The 23,706-nt window shown below is 37.8% G+C and carries 23 protein-coding genes, 3 tRNA genes and 1 pseudogene; 17 read left to right on the forward strand and 10 right to left on the reverse strand.

The features are described from left to right. Nucleotides 1–46 precede the first annotated feature (46 nt). Nucleotides 47–706, forward strand: a complete 660-nt coding sequence (locus A0765_RS10595; RefSeq protein WP_062004586.1) for a LysM peptidoglycan-binding domain-containing protein — start codon at nucleotides 47–49, stop codon at nucleotides 704–706. Nucleotides 707–763: 57 nt separating this feature from the next. Here A0765_RS10595 and sdaAA read toward each other — a convergent pair whose 3' ends face one another. The 9 genes and pseudogenes from sdaAA to rlmH form a co-directional block, all read right to left on the reverse strand. Continuing rightward, on the reverse strand, nucleotides 764–1,636 hold the full coding sequence (gene sdaAA, locus A0765_RS03255) for an L-serine ammonia-lyase, iron-sulfur-dependent, subunit alpha (RefSeq protein ID WP_062004588.1): 873 nt from the start codon (nucleotides 1,634–1,636) through the stop codon (nucleotides 764–766). Nucleotides 1,637–1,644: 8 nt separating this feature from the next. Next, nucleotides 1,645–2,316, reverse strand: a complete 672-nt coding sequence (gene sdaAB / locus A0765_RS03260; protein ID WP_045499905.1) for an L-serine ammonia-lyase, iron-sulfur-dependent subunit beta — start codon at nucleotides 2,314–2,316, stop codon at nucleotides 1,645–1,647. A gap of 132 nt (nucleotides 2,317–2,448) precedes the next feature. Further along, nucleotides 2,449–2,522, reverse strand: a tRNA-Asn gene (locus A0765_RS03265). A gap of 5 nt (nucleotides 2,523–2,527) precedes the next feature. Beyond that, nucleotides 2,528–2,599: transfer RNA gene (locus A0765_RS03270), tRNA-Glu, on the reverse strand. A gap of 62 nt (nucleotides 2,600–2,661) precedes the next feature. After that, nucleotides 2,662–3,404: pseudogene (comE, locus tag A0765_RS03275) on the reverse strand (competence system response regulator transcription factor ComE). Further along, nucleotides 3,401–4,747 carry a GHKL domain-containing protein gene (locus tag A0765_RS03280; RefSeq protein WP_371259500.1) on the reverse strand — a complete coding sequence of 449 codons (1,347 nt, stop codon included), beginning with the start codon at nucleotides 4,745–4,747 and terminating at the stop codon, nucleotides 3,401–3,403. Before A0765_RS03280 ends, comE begins: the two are co-directional and overlap by 4 nt. A 22-nt stretch (nucleotides 4,748–4,769) precedes the next feature. Beyond that, the gene (locus A0765_RS03285; protein ID WP_005591382.1) at nucleotides 4,770–4,898 is read right to left on the reverse strand and encodes a bacteriocin; all 129 of its coding nucleotides are present in this window, start codon (nucleotides 4,896–4,898) and stop codon (nucleotides 4,770–4,772) included. Nucleotides 4,899–5,075: 177 nt separating this feature from the next. Continuing rightward, nucleotides 5,076–5,149 (reverse strand) — tRNA-Arg (locus A0765_RS03290). Nucleotides 5,150–5,192: 43 nt separating this feature from the next. Further along, nucleotides 5,193–5,672: a 23S rRNA (pseudouridine(1915)-N(3))-methyltransferase RlmH gene (gene rlmH, locus A0765_RS03295; protein WP_062004591.1), complete on the reverse strand. Its 480-nt coding sequence runs from the start codon at nucleotides 5,670–5,672 to the stop codon at nucleotides 5,193–5,195. Between the two features lie 202 nt (nucleotides 5,673–5,874). Between rlmH and htrA the strand changes: the two genes are divergently transcribed. The 5 genes from htrA to A0765_RS03320 all read left to right on the forward strand — a co-directional run bounded on the left by htrA (nucleotide 5,875) and on the right by A0765_RS03320 (nucleotide 11,095). Further along, the gene (gene htrA, locus A0765_RS03300) at nucleotides 5,875–7,053 is read left to right on the forward strand and encodes a serine protease HtrA (RefSeq protein WP_062004593.1); all 1,179 of its coding nucleotides are present in this window, start codon (nucleotides 5,875–5,877) and stop codon (nucleotides 7,051–7,053) included. 62 nt (nucleotides 7,054–7,115) lie between these two features. Further along, entirely contained in the window at nucleotides 7,116–7,877 is a 762-nt protein-coding gene (locus A0765_RS03305; protein ID WP_062004595.1) for a ParB/RepB/Spo0J family partition protein, read from the forward strand. 212 nt (nucleotides 7,878–8,089) lie between these two features. After that, complete coding sequence (gene dnaA / locus A0765_RS03310) at nucleotides 8,090–9,445, forward strand: chromosomal replication initiator protein DnaA (RefSeq protein WP_062004597.1); 1,356 nt, start codon at nucleotides 8,090–8,092, stop codon at nucleotides 9,443–9,445. Nucleotides 9,446–9,602: 157 nt separating this feature from the next. Further along, a complete protein-coding gene (gene dnaN / locus A0765_RS03315) occupies nucleotides 9,603–10,739 on the forward strand; it encodes a DNA polymerase III subunit beta (protein ID WP_062004599.1) in 1,137 nt (378 codons plus the stop codon). Nucleotides 10,740–10,900: 161 nt separating this feature from the next. Beyond that, nucleotides 10,901–11,095, forward strand: coding sequence for a DUF951 domain-containing protein (locus A0765_RS03320; protein ID WP_005591376.1), 195 nt, complete (start codon nucleotides 10,901–10,903; stop codon nucleotides 11,093–11,095). Between the two features lie 89 nt (nucleotides 11,096–11,184). Here A0765_RS03320 and A0765_RS03325 read toward each other — a convergent pair whose 3' ends face one another. Continuing rightward, entirely contained in the window at nucleotides 11,185–11,679 is a 495-nt protein-coding gene (locus A0765_RS03325; protein ID WP_048765803.1) for a DUF1307 domain-containing protein, read from the reverse strand. Nucleotides 11,680–11,845: 166 nt separating this feature from the next. Here A0765_RS03325 and ychF point away from each other — a divergent pair, with 166 nt between their 5' ends. The 11 genes from ychF to A0765_RS03375 form a co-directional block, all read left to right on the forward strand. Further along, complete coding sequence (gene ychF, locus A0765_RS03330) at nucleotides 11,846–12,961, forward strand: redox-regulated ATPase YchF (RefSeq protein ID WP_062004601.1); 1,116 nt, start codon at nucleotides 11,846–11,848, stop codon at nucleotides 12,959–12,961. A 72-nt stretch (nucleotides 12,962–13,033) separates the two neighbouring features. Beyond that, a complete protein-coding gene (gene pth / locus A0765_RS03335) occupies nucleotides 13,034–13,603 on the forward strand; it encodes an aminoacyl-tRNA hydrolase (protein ID WP_062004603.1) in 570 nt (189 codons plus the stop codon). Beyond that, a complete protein-coding gene (gene mfd / locus A0765_RS03340; protein WP_142325630.1) occupies nucleotides 13,596–17,099 on the forward strand; it encodes a transcription-repair coupling factor in 3,504 nt (1,167 codons plus the stop codon). Before pth ends, mfd begins: the two co-directional genes overlap by 8 nt. An 88-nt stretch (nucleotides 17,100–17,187) precedes the next feature. Continuing rightward, nucleotides 17,188–17,454, forward strand: coding sequence for an RNA-binding S4 domain-containing protein (locus A0765_RS03345; RefSeq protein WP_062004605.1), 267 nt, complete (start codon nucleotides 17,188–17,190; stop codon nucleotides 17,452–17,454). Further along, complete coding sequence (locus A0765_RS03350) at nucleotides 17,447–17,815, forward strand: FtsB family cell division protein (protein ID WP_045499867.1); 369 nt, start codon at nucleotides 17,447–17,449, stop codon at nucleotides 17,813–17,815. The genes A0765_RS03345 and A0765_RS03350 overlap by 8 nt, the downstream gene beginning before the upstream one ends. Nucleotides 17,816–17,817: 2 nt before the next feature. After that, nucleotides 17,818–17,946: an SP_0009 family protein gene (locus A0765_RS10600; protein WP_095666408.1), complete on the forward strand. Its 129-nt coding sequence runs from the start codon at nucleotides 17,818–17,820 to the stop codon at nucleotides 17,944–17,946. Continuing rightward, a complete protein-coding gene (locus A0765_RS03355; protein WP_062004606.1) occupies nucleotides 17,939–19,222 on the forward strand; it encodes a serine hydrolase in 1,284 nt (427 codons plus the stop codon). The genes A0765_RS10600 and A0765_RS03355 overlap by 8 nt, the downstream gene beginning before the upstream one ends. Further along, the gene (gene tilS, locus A0765_RS03360; protein ID WP_062004608.1) at nucleotides 19,219–20,493 is read left to right on the forward strand and encodes a tRNA lysidine(34) synthetase TilS; all 1,275 of its coding nucleotides are present in this window, start codon (nucleotides 19,219–19,221) and stop codon (nucleotides 20,491–20,493) included. Before A0765_RS03355 ends, tilS begins: the two co-directional genes overlap by 4 nt. 8 nt (nucleotides 20,494–20,501) lie before the next feature. Further along, nucleotides 20,502–21,044 carry a hypoxanthine phosphoribosyltransferase gene (gene hpt / locus A0765_RS03365; RefSeq protein ID WP_045499858.1) on the forward strand — a complete coding sequence of 181 codons (543 nt, stop codon included), beginning with the start codon at nucleotides 20,502–20,504 and terminating at the stop codon, nucleotides 21,042–21,044. 17 nt (nucleotides 21,045–21,061) lie between these two features. Next, nucleotides 21,062–23,029 carry an ATP-dependent zinc metalloprotease FtsH gene (ftsH, locus tag A0765_RS03370; RefSeq protein WP_062004609.1) on the forward strand — a complete coding sequence of 656 codons (1,968 nt, stop codon included), beginning with the start codon at nucleotides 21,062–21,064 and terminating at the stop codon, nucleotides 23,027–23,029. A gap of 215 nt (nucleotides 23,030–23,244) precedes the next feature. Further along, nucleotides 23,245–23,706 (forward strand): sigma-70 RNA polymerase sigma factor region 4 domain-containing protein (locus A0765_RS03375; RefSeq protein WP_062004611.1); only part of this gene is annotated, 462 nt, incomplete at its 3' end.

Raw genomic sequence — 23,706 nt, forward strand, 5'->3', positions numbered from 1 at the left:
TTTAATGTGTATGATAGTATTATAACTAAAGGAGAAAACTTTTAAAATGAGTATGAAAGTGAAAAAATTGACTCTAGCAGGAACGATTGCTACAGCAACACTATTTGCATCAACTATTGTTGCTAGTGCTGAATCTTATACAGTAAAAGCTGGAGATACCTTATCAGAAATCGCTGAAAGTAAAAAAACAACTGTTGAACGTTTGGTAGAATTAAATAAAATTTCAAATCCAGATTTTATCATGACTGGACAAGTTTTGGAATTGGGTGATTTGAAAGATGTTGCAAAACAAACAACATCAGCACCTGCTGTCTCACCAGCGACACCAGCAGTCCCAGCTCCAGTAACTCCAGCTACCCCAGTAGCTACGGAAACTCCAGTAACGACAGAAACTCCTGCAGTTACTGCAACTTCAGACTACTCTGCCTATTCATCAGACGTCGTACTCGCAAATGGTAATACTCCAGGTGCTGTAGGTTCTTACGCAGCTGCTCGTATGGCTGAAATGACAGGAGTGTCTGCATCTACATGGGAAAATATTATTGCTCGCGAATCTAACGGACAAGTTGATGCTTACAACCCATCAGGAGCAAGTGGTCTTTTCCAAACAATGCCAGGTTGGGGATCTACTGCAACTGTTGAAGATCAAATTCAAGCAGCTTACCGTGCTTACAGTGCACAAGGACTATCTGCTTGGGCTTACTAAAATAATAAAAAAATGACTAAACATATTTAGTCATTTTTTCTTACTCAAAGATACTATTTATTCTCCAAAAATTTCTTTTGAAAGTCTGCGGCCGGTAGGAGTTGTAGCTAGCCCTCCTTCAGCCGTTTCCCTGAAGGCAGTAGGCAGGCTAGAGCCTACTTGGTACATGGCATCAATGACTTCGTCAACAGGTATTTTGGACTCGATTCCGGCCAGAGCCATATCCGCTGCGATAAAGGCGTAGCTAGCTCCCATAGCATTTCTTTTGACACAAGGAACTTCTACCAGACCAGCTACTGGGTCACAAATCAAGCCCAACATATTTTTAATGACAAAACAGATAGCTTGACTCGCCTGAAAAGCAGAGCCACCAGCAGACAAAACCAGGGCAGCTGCGCTCATAGCAGAAGCGGAGCCCACCTCAGCTTGACAGCCTCCTTCTGCACCGGAAATAGAAGCGTTATTGGCAATAACCAAGCCAAAAGCACCAGCAGCCAGCAAAAAGTCTAATTGCTGTTCCTCTGTCAAATCTAATTTTTCAATCGCTGATGTAAGGACTGCTGGCAGACAGCCAGCGCTACCTGCTGTTGGTGTAGCACAAACCAAGCCCATTTTAGCGTTGTGTTCATTGACAGCAATGGCATTTTTTGCAGCAGTCAGCACAGTATAATCCGACAAGGCCTTCCCTGACTGGATATAGTGGTGCAGCTTGGCTGCGTCTCCACCGGTCAATCCGCTGCGAGACTTACTATCATCAAGCCCAAGAAGAACCGAAGCTTTCATGACCTCAAGATTTCGGCTCATCAGACGTAAAACTTCGTCTCTTTTCCGACCTGTCAATTCATATTCGGTCGCAATCATTAATTCAGCAACATTGCCATTAAAATCCAAATCAGCCTGCTCAACTAATTCTTTTATTGAATAAAACATCTCTTCTCCTATTTAAAGAAATTGACATTATGGAGATGGGGGATTTTCCGAATCTCTTCGATAGCCTCTTCGCAACTACGACTATCCACCTCAATGATCATAATCGCTTTCTCGCCCGCTTTTTCTCTAGTCACCGTCATTTGAGCAATATTGATATTGTAGCGTGATAGAGCCTCCGTTACATGGGCAATCATACCTGGAACATCTTGGTGGACGATGATAATGGTTGGCGTATTCATGCTGAGAGAGACTGAGAAGCCATTTAACTCGGTCACCTGAATATTTCCACCACCGATAGACACACCCGTTACACTGATGCTTTTATGGGCGTTTTTAACCGTGATTTTTGTCGTATTTGGATGAGGAGCATTGCTATCTTTCTGAATAGTCCAGACAATCTTGATACCGCGTTTATGGGCAATTTCAAGGCTGTTAGGAATTTCAGGATCATCCGTATCCATTCCTAAAATACCTGCTACCAGCGCCAAATCTGTTCCATGCCCGCGATAAGTCTTTGCAAAGGAATTAAAAAGCTGGAATTCAACCTCGGTTGGTGTATCATCAAAAATAGAGGATACGATCTTACCGATACGCACAGCCCCTGCAGTATGACTGCTGGAAGGACCAATCATGACAGGCCCGATAATGTCAAAAACAGATTGAAATTTTAATGATTTCATAAGAAACCTCTTGAACATATTTTCTAAAATTATTATATCAAACTTATCAAATTTCTGCCTGATATCATACAAAAAAAGAGGACAATTGTCCTCTTTTTATTATTAGTAATTCGCATACCTGAAACTCTTTTACTCCGCCAGTAGGACTCGAACCTACGACATCATGATTAACAGTCATGCGCTACTACCAACTGAGCTATGGCGGATAGTATAGTCCGTACGGGATTCGAACCCGTGTTACCGCCGTGAAAAGGCGGTGTCTTAACCCCTTGACCAACGGACCATCTATGTTCTTTTCAGAACATATTCTATTATATCAGGTTTTGAATCTTTGTCAACAGTTTTTTATTTATTTTTTAAAATTTCTTTTAAATGTTTTGTTCTTAGCCTAGAAACAGGGCAACGGCGGCCTTCATAAATATAATTTCTTTTGTTTTCTTATCATAATCGCAGATATTATCAATATTGACTAAGAAAGATTTATGGGAAGCAAAGAAACGTTGGGTTTTCTCATCCTGTTCTTGAACACTGGCAATCGTTCCATAAAATTCTTTTATAAAGTTTTTTCCGACCATCCGTAACTTATGGGAGGAGCTTGAGGTTTCGATATACAAAATATCATTAAATGGCACGCGCACATCATTGCCTCGATAGCTGTATTCAAAATAATCAACCATGTTAGTGTTTGTAATTAAGGTATTTTTCGTATAAATGATACACTCTTTTATACGTTTTTTAAACGAATCATCGTTAATATCTTTATCAATAAAGTCAAGAGCAGATACCTTATATTTGAAGGTCATGGTCGCAAACTCTGATTTTGAAGTCACAAAGACAATAATAGCATATGGATTATGATGACGAATAAAACGAGCGACCTCCAATCCTTTGGTCTCTTCCCCTTTAATATCTATATCCAGAAAATAAATCTGATTGACATCTTCATTTTCGACGTAGTCCTTAAATTCCTGAATTTTTCCTGTGATTTTGACCTGGATATCAAGCCCCATTTCTTCAGCAATCTCTGCTAAAGTTTTTTCCATGCGGACTTGGTGGGCTAAGGTATCTTCTAATGCTAAGATTCTCATAAACTATTCCTTCTTTTAATTGTTAATACTTGGGTGAAATCATACTTACTTATTTCTGTATCTAGCATGATATATTCATAATTCTCTAAAATTTCTTTTAGATTATTTAAACCTAGGCCTCTTCGACAACCTTTCGTTGAGAACTCTGGTTCATAAATTTCTTCTAAATCTAATTTTCTTTGCTTGCGGGAATTTTTTACAACAAAAATGATTTCTGTATCGAGTTGAACTAAAGTCACATGAATCATTTTTTCATAGCTTTCGATTGCGCCTTCAACAGCATTGTTTAGCAAAATACTGGCCATCCTTACCACGTCTAATAGCTTAATCGGTAATGTCTCAACAGGCTCTTTAACCTCAAATGTCAAATCAATCTGGTGTTCACGCGCCTTGAACAAAGTCTCTGTCATAACGCTTCGAAGAGCTGAGTCACCAACATTGTTCAAATCAAAATAAGTGTATTTATCCGAGCGTAATTTTAAATTTGCATCAACTAAAACTTCTTGATATATTTTTTCAATTTCCTTGATATCTTGGGTATTGATGGCCGTCTGAAAGCTGGTCAGCATGCCAGCATAATCATGACGAAAACCACGAATTTCATTATAGAGAGAAACAATTTCATCTGTATACTGCTGCAGCTGCAACTGTTCCAATTCTCTTTGTCGAATCTCCTCTTCTTTTTCATACTTTTCCCGAATTGCCTTCAAATAGAAAAGAGTCGTCATAAAGATCAAGAAACAAATAGTAGCTAGCATACTACTAAAACTATTAAAATGATCGTCTTCACTTAACCAATGAGAAACATTTAAAATGAAAATATCTATAACATAAAAAATATTAATTCTCTTAATTGTCTTTTTAAAGACCTCCTCTTTAAAATCACATGCGTAAAATGGTAAGTAGTCGATAAACTTAAGCATAAATAGAACAGAGATACTGTTTATCATGATATAAAAGACAGCCCAATTATCTTTTACAAATGAATCCCCTGTAATTGAGGAAATAATGACGGAAAAAAAGGTAGTAGAAGCCTGGACTGTTAAATAAAGGAGAAGAGATAGAAATATAGAGAAAAGAGTTGATAACTTCTCTTTTTTATAAAAATACCTGTAGAAAAAAAGAGGATAAATCAGTAGTAAAATAAAATACAGAACATGCCTTGACAAAGAAAATATAGATTCTAAATTTAATATGAGTAATGGTAATAAAATTAAGACTATAGCACACAGAAAAGTAAAGTAAAAACTAGATTTTACTTTATTGATCTTTTCATATATAACAATAGTGAAATATACTTCAATGGCGGCTTGCAATATCCAAAAAAATAATTCAAACATAATTCCATTTCCTCAGTTATCAATGTTATTTTTTCTTAAATTTAATTTTTAAGAAGATATTTCTTAAATCTCCTCCAAGAACTTCTTTAAGTTCTTTTTCATTCAAGACTGGGAATTGAGCGATTGTTTTAAAGTTTTTCTGAGTATTTTTCATATTAGATTCTCCTAAACATTTTTTCGTAAGTGTTACCTTACAAGATCTATTATAAATAAAATTTCAAATAATCTGTCATCTTTCCCTGAAATGTCATTTTTTATTCCTGAAATGTCGTTTTCTCAAAAAATATAATAAAAAAACACGAAATTTTTCGTGTCTGAATAGTGTATATTATGATCCCAGCAGGATTCGAACCTGCGACCGTTCGCTTAGAAGGCGAATGCTCTATCCAGCTGAGCTATGAGACCGATACCTTTTCATTCTATCAGAAAAATCTAGTATCGTCAAGATTTACTTATGGTAGGGACTCCCTTGTTGAATCATGAAAGCCCGGTAAATCTGCTCTACCAAAACAAGGCGCATCAATTGATGAGGCAGGGTCAATTTTCCAAAACTCATCAGTAGATTAGCTCTTTTTTTGACAGCAGGAGACAGACCCAAGCTGCCACCAATCACAAATGTAATATCAGAAAAGCCACGAACTGTGATGTCGTTCAAGATCGAACTAAACTCTTCTGAAGCAAATTGTTTCCCCTCAATAGCCAAAGCAACCACGAATTCTCGTTCAGAGACTTTTGCTAAAATACGACTTCCTTCTTTTTCGAGGTTTTGCTGATTTTCTAGCTCACTGGCCTTATCTGGTGTTTTTTCGTCTGCTAATTCTACAATTTCTAACTTACAAAATCGACTCAGACGTTTAGTATATTCAGCAATCCCATCCTTGAGATACTTTTCTTTTAATTTTCCAACAGTTACAAGCTTTATTTTCATATTTCCATTCTATCATATCCACATGGATTTCACACTTTATTCACATCAGTTTTTTATGGAAAACTTGTTGAATCTATGTATTTTCTAACCTCTATCAACATTTTTTATAAGTTTTCCACAAGTTGTGGAAAACTTGTGGATTTTAAGTTATAATTAAGAATATATTTCTATAATTTCATCAATTGTAATCAAGGAGGAAAATATGAAAAACGCTTCAAATTTCTTTAAAAAATCTTTGTTGCTTTTTATTGTTTTAGTTGTAGGATTTATCGGCGGAAGCCTAGGAAATTTAGCCACTGCATTTGTTAATAATAAAATGGCTAATCTTGGTTCTTCAAATTCAAAGACTACTGTATCAACGTCTTATAAAAATACAACCGACACCACAAAGGCTGTAAAAAAAGTGCAAAACGCAGTTGTATCGGTGATTACTTATACTGGTTCTAATCAGGAAGGAGTTATCAATAATGAATCAACCAGTGACCCTCAAGTAGCTAGTGAGGGATCAGGTGTTATTTATAAGAAGGAAGGAAAATATGCCTACCTTGTTACCAATACTCACGTGCTAAATGGAGCAAAAAATCCCGATATTCTACTAGCAGATGGTAGTAAGGTTCCTGGTGAAGTGGTGGGATCAGATGTTTATTCTGATATTTCTGTAGTAAGAATTAGCTCTGAAAAGGTGAAAGATGTAGCTGAATTTGGAGATTCAAATTCCCTGACAGTAGGAGAAACTGCTATTGCTATCGGAAGCCCTCTCGGAACAGAATACGCCAACTCTGTTACACAAGGAATCATCTCTAGTTTGGGTAGAAATGTAACTCTACAATCTGAAGACGGCCAAAATATTTCGACGACTGCCTTGCAAACAGATGCTGCTATCAACCCTGGTAACTCTGGCGGCCCACTCATCAATATCCAAGGGCAAGTTATTGGTATTACGTCCAGCAAAATCTCTCACAATGGTCAAACTGCTGTAGAAGGTATGGGCTTTGCAATTCCATCAAACGATGTTGTCAATATCATCAAGCAATTAGAGAAAAATGGAACAGTGACTCGTCCTGCTCTGGGTATCCAAATGCTCGATTTATCTAATATCGCCACTTCTGACTTAGCAAAATTACGTCTGCCTTCATCTGTAAAATCAGGTATCCTTGTCCGCTCTGTACAAGAAGGAATGCCTGCTGAAAATAAACTTCAGAAATATGATGTCATCACAAAAGTTGATGATAAGGATGTCGAGTCAACCAGTGATTTACAATCTGCTCTCTACAGACACTCTCTAGGAGATGAGTTAAAAGTGACTTACTTCAGAGATGGTAAAGAAGCTACTACAACCATTAAATTGACCAAATCAACCCAGGACTTAAGTAACAACTAAGCCTTTACATAATTGTCAACACACCTTTACACGATCGTAAAGGTGTGTTATGCTATATACAAATGGAAAATTATCAATACATACCACTAAAAGACATTCGAACCAATCCTTATCAGCCTAGAAAAAGCTTTTCTCAAGAGAAAATAAATGAATTGGCAGCTTCCATTAAAGAGAATGGAATTATTCAGCCCATTATTTTGAGAAAATCTTCCTTATTTGGTTACGAAATTTTAGCAGGTGAAAGACGATTCAGAGCTGCTAAGATTGCTGGCTTAGAAAACATTCCTGCCCTCATTAAAGACCTATCTGACGATGACATGATGAAGCACGCCATCATCGAGAATTTGCAAAGAGAAGACCTCAATCCGATCGAAGAAGCGGAATCCTATCAGCATCTGATTGAGAAAGGATTGACCCATGAAGAAATTGCAAAAATAATGGGAAAATCTCGGCCTTACATCAGTAATCTTGTCCGCTTGTTACAGCTACCAGCTTTTATGCTGGACGCTGTCAAAGAGGAAATGATTTCGCAAGGGCACGCTCGTCTCCTCATTCCACTCAAAAAGGAAGAGCAAGTTTTTTGGCTGGACAAAATCATTCAAGATAATTTATCCGTTCGTGCTCTTGAACTTTCATTACAAAAAACCAAGAAGTCAAAGACTAAGAAGAACAAAGAAATTTTTGCCCATTCAGAAGAAGAAAAACTAAAAAAACTCCTTGGACTCAATGTCTCCATTCAATTAAAAAATCCTTCAAAAGGAAAGATCGTTATTCCTTTTGAGAACGAGGAAGAGTATCAAAGAATTATAAACAGCCTGAAATAGGGCTGTTATTTTCTTTTTTCAAACTAACAGACTTTTCCACCTTTAAAAGTAGCTTAAAATGTTGAAAAATAGGGATTTTACTAACAATTCACAATCTGTGGATAAGTCTTATGAACATTGTTAATTTTTCTCCACAACTTGTGGAAAACTTCGTCATTTTATGTTAAAATGAGAATCGATATAGAGAATAATTTTTTGAAAAGGAGGAGGCAATGACCAAAGAGCAAGAATTTTGGCGAAGAATTTTAGAACTTTCCGCTGCTCAGCTAAAACAGACAACCTATGATTTTTTTGTTGCAGAAGCAAAATTGATAGCCATTGAAAATAACCAGGCCACTATCTTTTTGGATAGCCCCGTCAAACAGCTATTTTGGGAACAAAACTTAGTCGGCGTTATTCTCACAGCTGGCTTTGAAATTTTCAACGATCAAATCACGGCCAAATACGTCTTTGAAGAAGCAGGACATGACAGTATTTCTAAATATCAGCTGGAGGAACAGGCTGAAAAAACTCCATTTCGACCAAGTTTGCCGCCAATTGATACTGGATTAAAAGCTAAATATACATTTGATAATTTTGTACAAGGGGACGGGAATATCTGGGCTAAAGCAGCAGCCTTGGCTGTGTCTGAAAATCTAGCAACTACCTATAATCCCCTATTTATCTATGGCGGACCAGGTCTAGGAAAAACCCACTTACTGAATGCTATCGGCAACCAAATTTTAGAAAATATTCCTGATGCGCGTGTAAAATATATTCCAGCGGAAACCTTTATCAATGACTTTCTGGAGCATCTGAGGCTCGGTGACATGGACAATTTCAAAAAAATCTATCGAAGTTTGGATTTGCTCTTGATTGATGATATCCAGTCTCTTGGCGGAAAAAAAGTCTCTACCCAGGAAGAATTTTTCAATACTTTTAACGCCCTGCACGGCGATAACAAGCAGATTGTGCTGACCAGCGACCGCAGTCCAGATCATCTTGATAATTTGGAAGAACGCTTGGTCACGCGCTTCAAATGGGGGCTCACTCAAAATATTACACCACCTGATTTTGAAACGCGGATTGCCATCCTCCGGAACAAAATCGAACATCTGGACTATATTTTCCCTAATGATACTTTGGAGTACCTCGCCGGACAATTTGACTCGAATGTCCGTGACCTAGAAGGGGCTCTCAATGATATTACGCTCATTGCAAGAGTCCGCAATCTCAAGGAAATTACGATTGATATTGCTGCTGAAGCTATTCGAGCTCGCAAGCAGGATTCTAGTCAGGTAACAGTCATTCCAATTGAAAAAATCCAGTCTGAGGTCGGCAATTTCTATGGCGTCAGTGTCAAGGAAATGAAGGGAAGTCGTCGCGTCCAAAATATCGTTTTAGCTAGACAGGTAGCCATGTATCTAGCCCGCGAACTAACAGACAATAGCCTACCAAAAATCGGGCGAGAATTTGGCGGCAAAGACCATACAACAGTCATTCACGCGCATGGAAAAATCAAAAACCGACTCGAAACTGACGATAGCTTGCGACTTGAAATCGAAAATATCAAAAACAAGATAAAATAAGGGTGTGGAAAAGATTGAACGAATCTAAAGTTTTTTCCACAGGTTGTGAACAAGTCTTAAAACTTGATTTAAGATACTTTGCTCCATTTTTCCACAACTTCCACAAGAACTACTATTACTATTAACTTAATAATCATAAATAATAAAAGGAGTCCCTATGATTCACTTCTCTATTAATAAAAATTTATTCCTACAAGCTTTGAATACAACTAAGAGAGCTATCAGTACCAAAAACGCTATTCCAATTTTATCAACGGTTAAAATTGATGTAACGAAAGAAGGCATTACCTTGATTGGTTCCAATGGTCAAATTTCCATTGAAAACTTCATTTCAGTTCAAAATGAAAATGCTGGACTCTTGATTACTTCGCCAGGTTCGATCCTTCTCGAAGCAAATTTCTTTATCAATGTCATTTCTAGCTTGCCAGATATCGTGCTTGATTTTAAAGAAATTGATCAAAAACAAATCGTCCTCACCAGCGGCAAGTCAGAAATTACGCTAAAAGGAAAAGATGCAGATCAATACCCACGTATCCAGGAAGTCTCTACCAGCAATCCTTTGGTTTTAGAAACAAAAGTCCTTAAAAATATCATCAATGAGACAGCTTTTGCTGCTAGCACGCAAGAAAGCCGTCCTATTTTGACGGGTGTTCATTTTGTTTTGACAGATAATCAATCCCTCAAAACAGTTGCGACAGACTCTCACCGGATGAGCCAAAAGAAAATTACTTTGGACAAGAAGGGTGATGACTTTGATGTGGTGATCCCTAGCCGTTCTCTGCGTGAATTTACAGCTGTTTTCACAGATGAAATTGAAACAGTAGAGGTTTTCTTTGCCAATAATCAACTTCTCTTTAGAAGTGAAAATATCAGCTTCTATACACGCCTGTTGGAAGGAAACTATCCTGACACAGACCGCCTGATTCCAACAGAATTTTCAAGCGTTGTGACCTTTAATACCAATAATTTACGTCATGCCATGGAACGGTCTCGTCTTCTGTCCAATGCGACCCAGAACGGAACAGTGAAACTGGAAATTGTGAAGGGCATTGTCAGCGCTCACGTCCATTCACCAGAAGTTGGGCGCGTAAATGAAGAAATTGATACAGAAAGTGTGTCAGGAGAAGATTTGACCATTAGTTTCAATCCTACCTACCTGATCGAAGCGCTAAAGGCAGTCGATAGTGAGAAGGTGACCATTAGCTTTATTTCAGCTGTTCGGCCTTTCACTTTAGTACCAAGCGAAGATGCTGAAAACTTTATCCAGTTGATCACGCCAGTCCGTACTAATTAGAAGATAAGATTTAAGACAAGGTTGAATCGATCCGCCTTGTCTTATTTTGATCATTTACAAGCCAGCTGACTCTAAACTTGTGGTATAATACAGCTAGGATGGAGAAAAGCGTCAATCTGTATTTTTAAGATAATAAAAAAAGATTGTCAAAAGGAGAGAAGATGTACGAACTTGGAACTTTTGTAGAAATGAAAAAGCCCCATGCCTGTACCATTAAGTCAACGGGCAAGAAGGCCAATCGTTGGGAAGTCGTCCGCATGGGAGCAGATATTAAGATTCGCTGCAGCAACTGCGAACACGTTGTTATGATGAGCAGATATGATTTTGAAAGAAAAATGAAGAAGGTCATCGAATAGTCCATATTTTTGACTAATCCAATTTTGAATGACCTACTTCATCAACAAAGAACGGATAAGACCAAGAAAGTCTTATCCGTTTTCTGCTTTTATTTAAGTTCTTCAAATTTGCCGTCTTTTACTTCTTTATAGCCAGAAGCTTCAAGAGATTTTACCGTTTCTTTATAACTGATATAATTAGCTTTTTGATCTCCATCTGTTTGGATAAGCTGCTTGCTTTTCAGTTCTGAAATATCTGCCTTGCTAAAATCCATCGTCATCTTTTGCGTCAAATGATCGTCTTTATATTCGATTTTATTAGTAAGTCCTTTAATATTTTCCAGCGTTTGCATGTAGCCTCCAATTTGTTCTTTGGCGGTATCTTTTGTCAATCCGATAGGCTCATAATAGAAAACATTGCTGGTTTCATTGTTCAGCAAATCATCGCCCTTATACTCAAGAGTGATCCGGCTGTCTTGCTTGGTCTTTTGATCAATCAACTGAAAATAGGCTTTTTTAGGACTGCTACTGCAGGCAGCTAAAAAAAGTAAAGTAAACATCGTCAAGAAAGAAAGAACAAAGGTTTTAATTGTCATTTTTTTCATGGCTAACTCCTTTTATCAAAATATTAACTATATTATATCATTTTTTGCAGAAATATTTTCTATTTCTATTCCAGAAAGCAGGAAATTTTTCATTCAAATCCGCTGTTTAGGATAAGGATTTATGGTATAATGGTTTGGATTGAAAAGATGAATGGAGAAGATACGAATGGCTTTAACAGCAGGGATTGTTGGACTGCCTAATGTGGGCAAGTCAACTTTATTTAATGCAATTACAAAAGCAGGGGCAGAAGCTGCTAACTACCCTTTTGCGACCATTGATCCAAATGTCGGTCGGGTAGAGGTGCCAGATGCTCGTTTGGACAAACTAACAGAATTGATTAAACCTCAAAAGAAGGTTCCCACTACATTTGAATTTACAGATATTGCTGGTATTGTAAAGGGAGCTTCAAAAGGAGAAGGTCTGGGAAATAAATTCTTGGCCAATATCCGTGAAGTGGATGCTATCGTCCATGTAGTCCGTGCCTTTGATGATGAAAATGTCATGCGGGAACAGGGCCGTGAGTCTGACTTTGTCGACCCTATGGCTGATATTGAGACCATCAATCTGGAGCTCATTTTGGCCGATCTGGAAAGCATTAATAAACGCTATGCGCGTGTTGAGAAGATGGCTCGTACTCAGAAGGACAAGGACTCAGTTGCAGAATTTAATGTTTTGCAGAAAATCAAGCCTGTTCTGGAAGATGGTCTGTCGGCTCGGACAGTTGAGTTTACAGAAGAAGAGCAAAAAATCGTCAAAGGTCTCTTTCTTTTAACGACTAAGCCAGTACTTTATGTGGCCAATGTTGGTGAAGATGAAGTTGCAGATCCAGACAATATTGACTATGTGAAGCAGATTCGTGAATTTGCAGCTACAGAAAATGCTGAAGTTGTTGTCATCTCAGCGCGTGCCGAGGAGGAAATTTCTGAACTGGACGATGAAGACAAGGCAGAATTTCTGGAAGCTATTGGCTTGACAGAGTCAGGTGTAGACAAATTGACACGAGCAGCCTATCATCTTTTGGGACTTGGAACCTATTTTACAGCTGGTGAAAAGGAAGTTCGGGCTTGGACTTTCAAGCGTGGTATGAAAGCCCCTCAAGCAGCTGGCATCATTCACTCAGACTTTGAGAAAGGTTTCATCCGTGCAGTGACGATGTCTTATGATGATTTGGTGAAATATGGATCTGAAAAGGCTGTAAAAGAAGCTGGACGTTTGCGTGAAGAAGGAAAAGAATATATCGTTCAAGATGGCGATATTATGGAATTCCGCTTTAATGTGTAAATTAAGTGTAAATTTAAAATACATAGGTTGGAAAGAAATTTCCAGCCCTTTTGGCTTTTATAAAGGAGTAAAATGACAAAATTAATTGTTGGATTGGGAAATCCAGGTGATAAATATTTTGAGACCAAACATAATGTAGGTTTTATGTTAGTTGACAAAATGTGTAAAGAATTAAATCTAAAGTTTATAGCAGATAAGATTTTTCAAGCAGACATTGCTTCAACTTTCTTGAATGGGGAAAAAGTCTATTTTGTAAAACCAACTACTTTTATGAATGAAAGTGGGAAAGCAGTCCATGCCCTGCTCACTTACTACGGCTTGGATATAGATGACTTACTCGTTATTTATGATGATCTGGATATGGAAGTTGGGAAAATTCGTCTTCGTACTAAAGGTTCAGCTGGCGGGCACAATGGTATTAAGTCCATCATTAAACATATTGGAACACAGGAATTCAAGCGAGTGAAAATCGGCATTGGAAGACCTAAAAATAATATGTCAGTTATTCATCATGTTTTAGGAAAATTTGATGAGGACGATTATATCAGTATTTTAAACACATTAGAAAAAGTTGACAGTGCTGTAAATCATTATTTACAAACTGATAATTTTGAGCAGACCATGCAACAATACAATGGATAAGACAATGACACTACTTGATCTATTTGGTCGAAACCAACAAATTGTAGATTGGAAGAAACAATTACAAAAGAAGACCCGTCAGTTAGTGATGGGACTTTCAGCTTCAACAAAGGCTTTGGCGATTGCCAGTAGCTTAGAAGAGCAGGAGAAAATCCTAGTCATCACTTCGAGTCAAAACGAAGCAGAGCGTCTGGCTAGTGACTTGATTTCTTTGTTAGGAGAAGAAAAGGTTTATACTTTCCTGGCAGATGATACGCCTTTAGCTGAGTTTGTTTTTTCATCGCAAGAAAAAATCTTTGCCAGATTAGAAGCCATGAATTTTTTATCAGACAAAGAGAAGAATGGGATTCTGATCATCAACGTCGCAGCCAGTCGTTTATTCTTGCCTAAGCCTGATATTTTTAAAAAATCTGAGCTTATTCTTTCTGTTACTGAAGAATATAACCTTGACAACCTAGTAAAGTCTTTGTCAAGTAATGGTTATAAAAAGGTTTCTCAGGTTCTCAGTCAAGGAGAGTACAGTCTGAGAGGGGATATTCTAGATATTTTTGAACGCTCGGCTCAATATCCTTATCGGATAGAGTTTTTTGGAGATGAGATTGATGGCATCAGGATTTTCAATCCTGAAAACCAGCTTTCTCTTGAAAATGTGGAACAAATTTTGATAGAGCCTGTCACAGATCTTCTATTGACAGAAGAAGATTATACAAGAGGACAGAAAAATCTAGAAGCGTCCCTTTCTACGGTTGTTGATCCTTCTTTAAAATCCTATTTAGAAGAAGTATTAAGCTCTGTTAGAGAGCAATCTCATCATGCAGATATTCGCAAATTTCTTTCCTTTTTTTATAAGAAAGAATGGACTATTTTAGACTATCTACCAACTCACACTCCTATATTTTTTGATGATTTTCAAAAGATAATGGACAAGCATGCACAGTTTGAGTTAGAAGTTGCCGATATCTTGACAGATGATTTACAAAATAGTAAAGCACTGTCAAATCAACAATACTTTGCAAATAATTATCAGGACTATCGTAAATATAAACCTGCTACATTTTTTTCTAATTTCCATAAAGGCTTAGGAAATCTAAAATTTGATGCACTTTATCAATTTAATCAATATCCAATGCAGGAATTCTTTAGTCAGTTTCCTCTCTTAAAAGAAGAAATCAATCGCTTTAGGAAATCGGACTATACGGTAGTCTTACAAGCAAATTCAGCCTCAAGTTTACAAAATTTACATAAAACTTTACAGGATTATGAGATTCATTTAGATTACACCAAGGAAAAAGACATCCATGAAAAAGCTGTCCAGCTTATAGAAGGAAATCTCGTTCAAGGATTTAATTTTGTCGATGAAAAAATCATTTTGATTACTGAACATGAGATGATTCAGAAAAAAATCAAACGTAGGATTCGTCGTCAAAATATTTCTAATGCTGAAAGGCTGAAAGACTATAATGAGCTGGAAAAAGGCGATTATGTGGTTCATAATATCCACGGTATTGGTCGCTATTTAGGAATTGAAACGATTGAGGTTTCAGGAGTTCATCGGGATTATTTGACGATTCAGTATCAAAATGCAGATCGTATCTCCATTCCGGTGGATCAAATCAACCTTCTATCTAAATATGTAGCTAGCGATGGAAAAGCACCTAAAATTAATAAATTAAATGATGGGCGTTTCCAAAAAACGAAGCAAAAAGTACAACACCAGGTTGAAGACATTGCCGATGACCTTATTAAATTATATGCAGAGCGTAGTCAATTAAAAGGTTTTCAATTTTCTAGTGACGACCAGTATCAAGTAGAGTTTGATAATGCCTTTCCATATGTGGAAACAGATGATCAGCTCAGAAGCATTCAGGAAATCAAGAAGGATATGGAGAGTGACCGTCCTATGGATCGACTCTTGGTTGGCGATGTTGGTTTTGGGAAGACAGAGGTGGCTATGAGGGCTGCTTTTAAGGCTGTCAACGATCATAAACAGGTGGCTATCTTAGTTCCGACCACTGTTTTAGCTCAGCAACACTACACAAACTTTAAAGAACGTTTCAATGATTTTGCCGTGAATGTCGATGTTCTCAGTCGTTTTAGAAGTAAAGGGGAGCAAAAAGAGACTCTAGAAAAATTGGAAAAAGGGCAGATTGATATTATTATCGGTACCCATCGCCTTCTATCAGCAGATGTAAAATTCTCCGATTTGGGACTACTGGTGATAGATGAAGAGCAGCGTTTCGGTGTCAAGCATAAGGAAAAGTTAAAGGAGCTTAAAAAGAAGGTTGATGTGCTGACCTTGACGGCCACTCCTATTCCACGAACCCTCCATATGTCGATGCTAGGGATTCGAGATTTATCGGTCATTGAAACACCACCGACAAATCGATATCCAGTCCAAACCTATGTTTTAGAGAATAATAGGACGGTTATTCGGGATGCGGTTTTGCGTGAAATAGACCGAGGCGGACAAGTTTACTACCTTTACAATAAAGTTGACACCATTGAGCAAAAAGTTTCAGAATTAAAAGAGTTGATTCCAGAGGCTTCAATTGGTTATGTTCATGGACAGATGACAGAGGTGCGTTTAGAAAATACCCTTTTAGACTTTGTTAATGGAGAATATGATATTTTAGTTACAACAACGATCATCGAAACTGGTGTCGATATTCCAAATGCAAATACTCTCTTTATCGAAAATGCTGACCATATGGGGCTGTCAACCTTGTATCAACTTCGTGGTCGAGTTGGCCGCAGCAATCGAATCGCTTATGCTTATCTTATGTACCGACCAGATAAATCTCTGACTGAAGTTTCAGAAAAAAGACTAGAAGCCATTAAAGGATTTACCGAGCTAGGATCTGGATTCAAGATTGCTATGAGGGATTTGTCTATCCGAGGAGCAGGAAATATTTTAGGAAGTTCACAGTCAGGTTTTATTGATTCTGTAGGATTTGAAATGTATTCTCAACTTTTGGAAGAGGCCATTGCTAAGAAGCAAGGTAAGGAAACCAAACGCCAAAAAAGTAACGCTGAAATCAATCTTCAAATTGATGCCTATCTTCCAAGTAATTATATTTCTGATGAACGTCAGAAAATCGAAGTTTACAAGAGAATTCGTGAAATTGACAATCGTGCAAACTATGAACATCTGCAAGATGAATTGATTGACCGCTTTGGAGAATATCCGGACGTAGTGGCTTATCTACTAGAGATTGGCTTAGTCAAGTCCTATCTTGATCAGGCTTTTGTGGCACTTGTTGAGCGGAAGCAAGAATCTGTCATCATTCGTTTTGAAAAAATTTCTCAGCAAATCTATCTGACCCAAGATTATTTTGAAGCCTTGTCAGCGACAAATCTAAAGGCTCGAATTGGAGAGCAGAAAGGCTTGATTGAAGTCGTTTTTGATGTTCGGAATAAAAAAGATTTCGAGATTTTGGAAAACTTGCTGAACTTTGGTGAAAAACTGGTAGAAATCAAGAATCGAAAAGCTGAATAAACATTACAATTCGGTAAAATTTCAGCTTTTTAGCTTTGTTTCTTTCAAAAGAATGATAGAATATTAAGAGAAAATCGAGGAAAAGACTATGAGATTAGACAAATATTTAAAGGTATCACGTATTATCAAGCGACGCCCAGTAGCTAAAGAGGTAGCAGATAAAGGTCGTATCAAGGTAAATGGAATCTTGGCAAAAAGTTCGACAGATTTGAAAGTCAATGATCAAATTGAAGTTCGTTTTGGCAATAAGCTGCTAACAGTGCGGGTGCTAGAAATGAAAGACAGCACCAAAAAAGAAGATGCTGCTAAAATGTATGAAATTATCAGTGAGACAAGGATTGAAGAAAATGTCTAGAAATATTGTTCAAATAAATAATCGCTTTATCCAAGATGAAAATCAGCGTCGCAGATACCTCGATGAGGAACGTCGGAAGCGAAATCGTTTTATGGGATGGGTTCTAATTTTAGTCATGCTACTTTTTATTCTTCCAGCCTATAATTTATATCAAAGTTACGAAACTTTACTTAATCGTCGTGCTCAATATGCACAACTACAGAAAAAATATGAAAAATTAGGCGAAGAAAAGAGCTATCAATCTGACATTGCTACTAAGTTGAAAGATGACAGCTATGCTGCCAAATATGCTCGTGCCAAGTATTCTTTTTCAAAAGAAGGAGAATACATTTACACAACACCAGATTTATTACCACAATAGTCATGGAACATTTACTTCAAAATATAGAGAAATTTTTATCTTTTTCGGATGAAAAACTAGCAGAATTATCCGAAAAGAATCAAGCTTTAAAACTTCAAGAAACAAAAAAGGAAAGGGGAGGTCATGCGTAAGTTACTTTTGCTGATATTTTTACTGCCAGCCTTATGGAGCAGTCAAACAGCAATCAGTACTGAAAAGGAACTTGTTTTAGACGAAGAAGAAAAGTATCAGCTTACAGGTACAGCTTATGGCCGTTATCATACGAGTATCCCTACAAATCCTAATGTTTATGAAGAAACGCCTACTTTTACGGATGCTACTTTGACTAAGGTAGCTGGGAAACTTTTGCCAGATCAGCCACTAGAGCTGACAGAGTTGCACGTGAATGAGGCTGGGATTCCTATCTTTAAATTAAAGAATGGCCAGTTTGTAATTGCAGATAAGAATAGCATTTATGAGGATACGGTTCAGTCTATCACAGATGTTAAACAGGAAAAATGGCTGGTCCCTAACTATGTGCTCTATGATACTATCCCGATCAATTCTTCTAAAAAGATTGCAGCTAAACTACCAGCTTATAGCAAAGTAAAGGTAGTACAAATTGCTCAAACAGCTAAGGGCGAATACGCTAAAATTGAAGGTCAAGGTTGGGTTTCTGTTGATTTTCTTTCCCAAGAAGATAATCGGATGGAAAAGGTTCAGGAGCTTTTAAACTCTAAGTACAAAAAAGCTGACTTTTCTATTTATGTAAAACAGCTAGACACGGGCAAAGAAGCAGGCATTAATCCAGATCAACAAATGTACTCAGCCAGTGTGACGAAAATTCCTTATCTTTATTATGCGCAGGAGCAACTAAACAATCATAGCCTTTCCTTGGATAAAAAGTTAAAATATACAGCGGCTGTCAATGATTTTGCAGGTGCCTATGACCCTGAGGGAAGCGGCAGTATTTCCAAATCAGCAAATGACAAGGAATATTCTGTGCAGGACTTAATCAATGGTGTAGCAAAAGAGTCGGATAATGTGGCCCACAATATCCTCGCCTATTATACAAGCAATCAATCTGATAGCCAATTTCAAAATACTATTGAAAAAATTGCGGGCAAGAAGTGGGATGTGGAAAGCAGACAAGCTTCAGCTCGAATGGCAGGCAATGTTATGGAAGCCATTTATAAGCAAAATGGCATGATTATCGATGCCTTGTCTCAGACAAATTATGACAATCAGCGAATTTCTAAAAACATCAATGTAAAAGTTGCTCATAAAATTGGTGATGCTTACGACTTCAAGCATGATGTCGCTATTGTGTATGCGGATTCGCCATTTATCATTGCTATTCTTACGAATAATTCGGATTACGATACAATTTCTAAAATCGCAGATGATGTGTACGGAGTTCTGAAATGATTGATCAGAAGTTTCGCAAACAAATGCAGGAAAAGCGGTATTTTCAAAATCATCGAAAAGTGCTGGTAGCAGTTTCTGGTGGCTTGGATTCGATGACTTTGTTCCATCTTTTGTACCAGAACAGGGAAGAGCTAGAGATTGAACTGGGAATAGCGCATGTCAACCACAAGCAACGACCAGAATCGAATATGGAAGAAAAAGAGCTGTCAAATTTTGCCCAGCAACTTGGTGTAAAATTTTTCAGCTCAAATTTTTCTGGTGATTTTTCCGAGGAAAAAGCTCGGCGATTTCGCTATCGTTTTTTTGAAGAAATCATGTTGGCAGAAGGCTACACGGCCTTGGTAACGGCTCATCATGCTGATGATCAGGCTGAGACGGTGTTTATGAGGTTATTGAGAGGAGCAAGGCTGCGCCACTTGTCTGGAATGACCGAGCTTCAACCCTTTGCAAATGGAGAATTAATCCGACCTCTGCTTTATTTTTATAAGCAAGATTTCCCTGATATTTTGCATTTTGAAGATAAGAGCAATCTTCAAAATGATTATCTCAGAAATCGGATTCGTAATCTTTATCTTCCCAGTCTTGAAAAGGAAAATCCACGCTTTAAGGATTCTCTGATTTCTTTAGGGAAAGAAGTTGGGAACTTACAGACAGCTTTGTCTCATCTGACGCAAGGTTTGGACATTACAAAACTTGAAGTGTTTGAGCGGCAAATTCCAGAAGTTCAAAATTTCCTTCTGCAGGAGTATTTGAAGAAATTTCCTTCATTAAATATAAATAAAAAGCAATTTGAAGAAATCTTAGGAATCTTACGAACCAAGGCTAATTACATCCACCCTTTAAAGGATGGATATGAATTGGTGAAGGATTATAAGCACTTTGAAATCAGAAAAATCAGTCGTAAGTCTGATTTGAAAGTGGACTCAATTCTGTTAGAATGTGGTAATCAACTTCAATTTGGGGACTATCAATTCTCATTTGGCACTCTTTTGGAGGGTGAAAATGTTCAAGCGATTGCAGTTTCACGTGAAACACCACTTCTTTTACGTCTCAGGAAAACAGGTGATTGTCTTCGTTTGAAGGGACATCACAAAAAACTTCGTCGGCTATTCATTGATCAAAAAATTCCATTTGAAGAACGAGGAAAAGCGATTATTGTGGAGCAAAATCAGCAGATATTGGCAATTGTAAATATCGCTATCAGTGATTTGAGTAAGGAATTAAAAAGTGATATAATGAGTACTGTACTTTATATTCAGAAAATTAGATAGGTAAAATTATGCTAGAACAAGATATTAAAAAAGTATTGGTTTCTCATGAGGAAATCGTAGCAGCAGCAAAAAAATTGGGGCAACAGCTGACAGTAGACTATCAAGGTAAAAAGCCTATTTTTGTAGGAATTTTGAAGGGTTCGGTTCCTTTTATGGCCGAATTAATCAAACACGTGGATACAGATATTGAATTAGATTTTATGCTGGTGTCTAGTTACCATGGCGGTACAACTAGTAGTGGCGTGATTAATATTATCAAAGATATTGATCAAGATATTACTGGTCGTGATATTCTTTTTGTCGAAGATATTATCGATACTGGCCAAACTTTGAAGAATTTGTGTAATTTATTCAAAGAAAGAAATGCAGCTTCTGTAAAAATTGCTACGTTGTTGGATAAGCCAGAAGGACGCATTGTTGACATTGAGGCAGACTATACTTGCTTTACAATTCCAAATGAATTCGTAGTGGGTTATGGACTAGATTATGATGAGTATTATCGCAATCTTCCTTATGTAGGTGTCTTAAAAGAAGAAGTTTATACAAAATAAAGGTTTACTAGATATAAATGAAAAATAAACAAAATAATGGTTTTATAAAAAATCCTTTTCTCTATATTCTAATTATTGTAGTCCTTGTTACAGGTTTTCAGTATTTCTTTACAGGAAATGCAACAGGTCGTAGCCAGCAAATCAACTACAGTCAATTAGTGAAAGAAATCCAAAATAATAATGTGACGGAGATGAGCTACCAGCCAAATGGTAGTATTATCGAGGTATCGGGTACTTATAAAAAACCTAAAGAATCAAAAGATACGACAGGAATCCTGTTTTTCAGTCCGGAAATCTCAAAAGTTAGCAGATTTACTAGTGTTGTTTTGCCATCAGATACAACAGTTTCTGATTTGCAAAAGTTAGCTGCTGAGCATGAGACAGAAGTGACTATTAAGCGTGAAAGCTCCAGTGGAATGTGGATTAATCTTTTGATTTCCTTGGTTCCATTTATCATCATCGCCTTCATCTTTATGTCTATGATGAATCAAGGCGGTGGCGGTGCTCGTGGCGCTATGAATTTTGGACGCAATAAAGCTCGTGCGGCCAATAAAGAAGATATCAAAGTACGCTTCTCAGATGTTGCTGGTGCAGAAGAGGAAAAACAAGAACTTGTTGAAGTTGTTGAATTCCTGAAAGATCCAAAACGTTATACTAAGCTGGGTGCTCGTATTCCGGCAGGTGTTCTTTTGGAAGGTCCTCCGGGGACTGGTAAGACCTTGCTTGCCAAGGCAGTTGCTGGTGAAGCAGGTGTTCCTTTCTTCAGCATCTCAGGTTCTGACTTTGTTGAAATGTTCGTAGGTGTCGGAGCAAGCCGTGTTCGTTCTCTATTTGAAGATGCGAAAAAAGCGGCTCCTGCTATTATCTTCATCGATGAAATTGATGCCGTCGGTCGTCAGCGTGGTGTTGGACTTGGCGGTGGTAATGATGAACGTGAACAAACTCTTAATCAGCTCTTGATTGAAATGGATGGTTTTGAGGGCAATGAAGGTATCATTATCATTGCGGCTACTAACCGTTCGGATGTTCTTGATCCAGCTCTTCTACGTCCAGGTCGTTTTGACAGAAAAGTTTTAGTTGGTCGTCCTGATGTGAAAGGTCGGGAAGCGATTCTTCGCGTTCATGCTAAGAATAAACCGCTTGCTAAAAATGTTGATTTGAAACTAGTTGCTCAGCAGACACCTGGCTTTGTTGGTGCTGATTTGGAAAATGTCTTAAATGAGGCTGCCTTGGTTGCAGCGCGTCGTAACAAAAAAGTCATCGATGCCGATGATATTGATGAAGCTGAAGACAGAGTAATCGCAGGACCGTCTAAGAAAGATAAAACCGTTTCAGAGCGTGATCGTCAGATTGTCGCTTACCATGAAGCGGGGCATACGATTGTCGGACTTGTTTTGTCCAATGCGCGTGTCGTACACAAGGTAACCATTGTGCCTCGTGGTCGTGCTGGTGGATATATGATTGCCCTGCCTAAAGAAGACCAAATGCTTCTGTCTAAAGAAGACATGAAAGAGCAATTGGCTGGTCTCATGGGTGGTCGTGTAGCTGAAGAGATTATCTTTAATGTCCAAACCACAGGAGCTTCCAATGACTTTGAACAAGCTACACAGATGGCGCGTGCAATGGTCACTGAATACGGTATGAGTGAAAAACTTGGCCCAGTCCAATACGAAGGTAACCATGCTATGTTTGGTGCACAAAGTCCTCAAAAATCAATTTCAGAGCAAACAGCCTATGAGATTGATGAGGAAGTTCGTTCATTACTAAATGAAGCAAGAAACAAAGCAGCTGAGATTATTCAAGCAAATCGTGAAACCCATAAATTGATTGCAGAAGCATTGCTTAAATACGAAACGCTTGATAGCAACCAAATTAAATCTCTCTATGAAACAGGTCATATGCCAGAAGAGTCTGAAAAAGACTTAGAACGAGAAGCACATGCCCTTTCCTATGATGAAATAAAATCTAAAATGGAAGAAAATTAAGAGATGCTTTTCTTATTAAATAGCTTGATTACTAATTGTGTAATCAAGCTATTTTTTTATTCTTTAAAGCCTAACATGTCATAAAAAGTCCCTGAGATGTCTCAAATTTTTTTGTTAGGTACTAGTTAGGGTATAAAATAGACAGGATGGAGGAATGTCCCCTGAAGGAGAAGATTTTCTTGTAGAATCATATTATCAAAGAAAAAGGAGATAACATGAACTTCAAGGAACGCTATGAGAAAGTGCAGTGGATTGTTCGGCGCTGTGCACGGGATTATTATGTACATTTATGGGAGAGTAGTGACTGGGAACAAGAGGGTATGCTGGTTTATCACCAGCTGGAAGAAAGTCATCCAGATATCAGTCAAGATGAAAGTCGCCTCTATCGTTACTTCAAAACAAAATTTCGGAATCATATTCATGACATTCTTCGCAAGCAAGAGAGCCAAAAACGCCGCTTCGATCGTCAGTCTTATGAAGAAGTTGGAACCATTAGTCATAGACTGAGCAAGCGCGAACTAGCCTTAGATGATTTAGTCGCCCTTCGAAGTTCGTTAGCAGCCTACACTTCCAAGTTAGACAAAGAACAACTAGAGTTATACCACCGCTTACTAGGTGACGAACGGTTTAAGGGGCGTAAAAGACTGCTGCGAGAGTTAGAGGAATATTTAATAGAC

This window comes from Streptococcus cristatus (assembly GCF_001588905.1).
Taxonomy (GTDB): domain Bacteria; phylum Bacillota; class Bacilli; order Lactobacillales; family Streptococcaceae; genus Streptococcus; species Streptococcus cristatus_N.